The organism is Bradyrhizobium sp. 44 (assembly GCF_023073095.1).
Taxonomy (GTDB): Bacteria; Pseudomonadota; Alphaproteobacteria; order Rhizobiales; family Xanthobacteraceae; genus Bradyrhizobium.
Window position 1 is genome coordinate 1 of record NZ_JADPIY010000028.1, and the last position, 4,728, is coordinate 4,728.

Annotated in this window: 5 protein-coding genes; 4 read left to right on the plus strand and 1 reads right to left on the minus strand. The window is 56.2% G+C overall.

Features of this window, described 5'->3' with window-relative positions:
- Positions 1-808 precede the first annotated feature (808 nt).
- Positions 809-1,141 carry a helix-turn-helix domain-containing protein gene (locus tag IVB41_RS25670; protein WP_081747868.1) on the plus strand — a complete coding sequence of 111 codons (333 nt, stop codon included), beginning with the start codon at positions 809-811 and terminating at the stop codon, positions 1,139-1,141.
- A gap of 1,628 nt (positions 1,142-2,769) precedes the next feature.
- On the plus strand, positions 2,770-2,883 hold the full coding sequence (locus tag IVB41_RS35960; protein WP_371180068.1) for a DUF3768 domain-containing protein: 114 nt from the start codon (positions 2,770-2,772) through the stop codon (positions 2,881-2,883).
- Positions 2,884-2,904: 21 nt separating this feature from the next.
- Here the strand turns inward: IVB41_RS35960 and IVB41_RS25675 are convergent, their stop codons facing one another.
- Complete coding sequence (locus tag IVB41_RS25675; protein WP_027568046.1) at positions 2,905-3,084, minus strand: hypothetical protein; 180 nt, start codon at positions 3,082-3,084, stop codon at positions 2,905-2,907.
- A gap of 808 nt (positions 3,085-3,892) precedes the next feature.
- On the opposite strand from IVB41_RS25675, the gene IVB41_RS25680 reads away from it, so the two are divergent.
- On the plus strand, positions 3,893-4,141 hold the full coding sequence (locus IVB41_RS25680; protein ID WP_027568047.1) for a hypothetical protein: 249 nt from the start codon (positions 3,893-3,895) through the stop codon (positions 4,139-4,141).
- Between the two features lie 2 nt (positions 4,142-4,143).
- On the plus strand, positions 4,144-4,389 hold the full coding sequence (locus tag IVB41_RS25685) for a PilZ domain-containing protein (protein ID WP_027568048.1): 246 nt from the start codon (positions 4,144-4,146) through the stop codon (positions 4,387-4,389).
- Positions 4,390-4,728 lie beyond the last annotated feature (339 nt).

Sequence of the window (4,728 nt, forward strand, 5' to 3'; positions counted from 1 at the left end):
CCAGCCGAAGCCGAGCAACGCTACTACGCCATGCTGGAACAACCCGCGATGGCGGCATAACTTAAACCAAATGGCCTCCGGCAAACCCGGGGCGGTTCACAGCTGCCGTATAGTGGCCATTTGACCAATAGTGATCGCATATAGACAAGCAGAGGAGCGCCAGAAGCGCGATCAGATTCCTTGCACATTGCGGACTTCTCCAATGAGGAGACTGCTAACCGAGCAGGTGAGATCGGAATGAAAACGGATCCGGGGACCCGCGGCGGTGCGACTACGGTGATTCAGCATTCGCGAGAACCTGTAATTTTGGGTTAACTCATTTCAGACCTACGCATCCCTAGGGGCCAAGGCCATCAGGGCCCCGACTTTTGCCCCTACTTCGATCGAAGCTACGGCAACAATGCAAGCGTCTGATAGGCGGCGACGGGATCCAGGATGCCGTACCCGTAGTCAGGATTGAACGCCGCACTCGGACCGCCCATGTTGCCCTGGCGAGCTGTAGATCTAAGCGTATGGAAGAGCAGCGCCGGCACCGCTTTGGCCCGCGCGATCTTTGTGCGGATCCCGTGGCGATATGCTCGCGGCCGTCGACAATGATCCACGTTCCCTTGGCAATGACCTTGCCGTGGTTGCGCCGCTCCTTTCGCCACCAAAAGCGGCCCTCTGCTTTGACGCGGCATAGTTTTCTCATTTCCTCAATATCGCGAAGCGTCGTGAAGTCCTTTGGCAATCTTCTCTACAGCCAGCCGCCCGGCCTTAGCCTCTCGGCGTAGTCCGCTCTCGGTCATACCCCCCAGCGGGAAAGCGTATGTCACCGCGTCCTTTAGCCGTAACGGCGCGTCAAGCCGATGTTGTCGTTGGCTGGAGTTGGCAATGGACTTACGGACATGAATTTCCCAGTATTAAAGGCAATATGCACCCCGACATTTTGTCAGATTTCAATCCCGTTTCCACTTTTGAGGCGGTCGGTTTGCGCGACTTATCTTTGTTGGCAGCACAAGTCAGAGCGGCACGCGGTCTCTTAGACTGGTCGCAAGCTTATTTAGCTGAAGGCTGTAACATCCACCGTGGAACGCTGGTTGATCTGGAGTCCGGCAAGCGCGAGCCTCACGAAGCAACGCTTGCGGTGCTAATGAGCTAGCTTGCCGCGGCTGGAATTGTCTTTACCGAATACGGGGTGGAACTTGTAAGTGGCCACCAAGGCCGTATGTGCCGACTGGGATCAAGCAGCGTAAAAGGACGTTATGACTTCGATCATCAGCAACTTTCCCAGACATGCCGCATCATCAAGTCGCTTCCAGCGCTTTATCCGGGTTTTTGCATCACACCCTCCCGGGGCTGGAAAGCCGCCGCCCGAGACTTTTGAGCGAGCGGCTTTTTTGCCGGATTGATAGTCACCGGTAATGGACCAGAGGTGCGTCCGGTTTCCTAAGACCCTAGGATGACTTTTTTTTAGAGTCATGTGGAAGACGATCCACCGATTCTAATTTTCAAGGAGCGCAAGCGGCCGGTGGATTACCTTGGGAGCCTTCCGAAGATGTCAGGCTTGCCGGCCGTGTATACCTATCGCTGTCTGCCCTCCTTGAGGGTCGACACGATCGTCATCGGTTGAGACCTGCGCCGAGGAAAAAGGAAAGACGTCGCTAGAACCGAGCCTACGATGTCTTTGAACTCCGATCGTTCGCGGCCTTCAGTGCCGCGTCGATCGTGGTAAGCTTGGCGGCAGACACTCTCGATACTCTGGTGATCAGCCACATGCTGCTAGCGCAGCTAGCGCATTCGTAGAGCTTTAGCTCAACTCCTTTTGCGACCGGAAAGAGTGCCCTTAGAACTCTAGGCTGGCAGCAAATTATGCAACCGGCTTCGCCGTACACGCTATCCCCCACGAAAGCATTGCCATTTATGAAGAGGCCAGAATCGAGCACTGCAGGCAATGGCGTGCGGCAATTAATCCGGCTGCGTGCTCACCGCGCAACACTACGCAGGTTGTCCTAGCGGGCGGAGTTCCCGATTAGCGCTTCCCCCGCACTAGCAACGTCCAGACGGGCGACGCGCCGTCCCAGCATCGCAGCCGGCCATAAAAGCGCACCCGCACCCCGGCCTCCCGCAGCCGCTCGACAACGAGATGCAGCGCGATCACGTCGCCCTCTGCTAGCTCCACACACCGGCGCTCCCGAGACCACACCGCGCCCGGGAAGCGAAACAAGCTGTGCTTCAGCCATCGCCCGCCGCGCTCTGACAGTGGTTGAAGGTCTACTTGCGCGCCGTCCCGAGGCCGTAGCCCGACATCAGGCCGGCGAAGCCAGTTCGCTATCCATCCCATCTGCTCTGCCCCCCAAGCATCACGGCTTGCACGAAGCGGAGTTGATTTGTCAATTTTCGAAAATCTCGCAAATCCCAAGGTTGGGTGTTTGTCTGTGGCGCAACGCGCCATCACCCGGAACGGCCCTGTCGTCTATGCGTGTATGGCGGCGAGCCGGTTCTCGTGAGTGCAAGTATGTCGTGCGTAAAATCCCTGCTTGAAAAGCTCTCGCTCGACGAGTTGCAGCGTTTCGAACGCGCCGTGCGGGCTCCCATAGAAAAGAAGATGCGAGAAGAAAGAAAGCCGCACGAACTAAGGGGCGGCTTTTAACAAAGACACCGGCGCAGCTTCGATCGTTGCTTGGCAAGATACCCTACCGAAGCGCGAAAAGAATCCGGTTCGTCAATTCGTCGTCGAATGTGCATTCCAAGTCCGGCTTGCCACGCGGGCGAACAGCTAACCGCGAGGTGTGGTTCAAGATCGACTACATGAACCAAGCGCTTACCGGCGGGTCCGAAGATCCCACCGATACCAAAAAAACTAAGCGCATCATGACCGTCGGCCTAGCACAAGATTGGTAAGCCCCTTCGGGGGCGTTTCCTTTAGGCCGCCAACGGATTGATCAGTTGCTGAGTGGCAAGCTTCATTTGGCGCTCAGCGTTGATTGACAGTCTCTCCAGCAGCTCGGCCTCGGTGAGCCAAAACAGCTCGTCCTCACCGACCATTTTGGCACGCTGCTTACAGAAGGCGGACATAGATCTAAAATACTGTTTCGTTTCCATACAAGCCTCCCAGCTCCCTCAGCTAATAGCAAAGGTTGTGCCGGTTTTCTGTCAGCCAGTTCAAGGCGTCCATACCTCAATGCACACACAGGAACCGGCGAAGCCGACATCATCGTTGGAAAAATCGGGTTTTCAGCATCCTATAGAAGCAAACTTTATAGTTTTTATGACAGAGGTTGTGCCCCCGAGGCCATGGTACGATTGAGCAGGAAGTCCCCCATTAAGAGCCTGCTATTCCCCCATATTGCATGCGGGCGCCAGTCCCGTGTCCTACGACTAACTGCGCGCCGTCATCACGCCCTGTCCCACCGACAGCCACGTGCCCGTTCCACATCATCAAATCGTGGAGCTGGTTAGATACACGCTGGGTTTCTTCGGACACGAGATCATCCAGGAAGACCACGCCTTGATGTCAGATGGCATGCGGTACTTTGGGTTGATGTCTTTGCGTAGCTGCTGACCTATCAGGCTTCACCGCTGAGTGATGCCATGGCCGACCAAGCCATCATGCAGATGTACCGCAAGGACGTCATCGGCGTGCAGGCCATCGGCCGTGTCCTAAAAGCCTACGAAGAACCGCCACACGATTGGGGTTCGAAGACTGCTTGGCGATTGGAGTACCCCAGAGTCCCTACACTTTTGGGGCCCCCACCCATGGTTGTCGTCCGCCGCTGTAGCTACTCTGCGGTAGTTGCTCGGACTGGATAGGCGTAGTGACGCCGTTTGCGCGCACGTAACTATCTGTAAGTATTAAGCATGTAAGCTAACGCCTTTGCGCGGCCCTGCTGATTGTACAAATGGGATTGTCATGACCTCAGACCATGATGACGAACTGGCTGCTTTGGCGCGAGAGATCGCAGACAAGTCGAAATATGTTCACGATCGAACGGTTCTAATCGCAGTTCTTGAGCACGACGGACATGACGTGTCCGACTATAGGAAAGAGTTGGCCAATGAGCGCTCGCAGCTGGCAACCCGGATCGCGAGGCAGTTCAGGTTGCTTGAGATAACGTCGGTCAGTGAAGGAGACGACCCGGCCTCTTTATCTCAGGAATAACAATGTCCAACCGCCGCAAGATCGAGCGTTCGGATGTCGACTTGGTCGCCTACATTTTTGGAGACGGCGGCAGCCAACGTTGTCGCGTGTTCAACCTCTCGGAGGACGGAGCTGGCATCGAATTACCGACAAAGCTGCACACCCGTGAGAAGTTTAAGTTGATGCTGGAGAGAGACCGTATCATCAGAGATTGCCGTCTCATTTGGTCTAGTGATGTTCGCATCGGCGTCGTGTTCAGAACCGATTAGTCAAGGCTGGTACGTACTGGGAAGCGGCGCGCGTCCTGTCGGCAGCCCGTTCGAAACCGGACAGGACGAGCAACCGCTGCAAGCAGAGCTACTTAGACATGCTCGCTCTTGCTTGCCTTTGGAGCCGCTCGGTTTCTTCGGTCTGGGCTCGGTTCGACTCCTCAATGGTCGGCCAGCGCACTGGGCGCCTCTGCTCTCGCTCGCCATACCTGGCGGCAGCCTGCGCCTTTAACGTAAGCAATGTTCTCAGGCCACGCGCCAGCGTTCTGGGGTAGCGAGATAGGCCCAGGGTAGCAGTTCGTCGATCTGGCTATTCGGGTGATCGTTGACGATGCCATT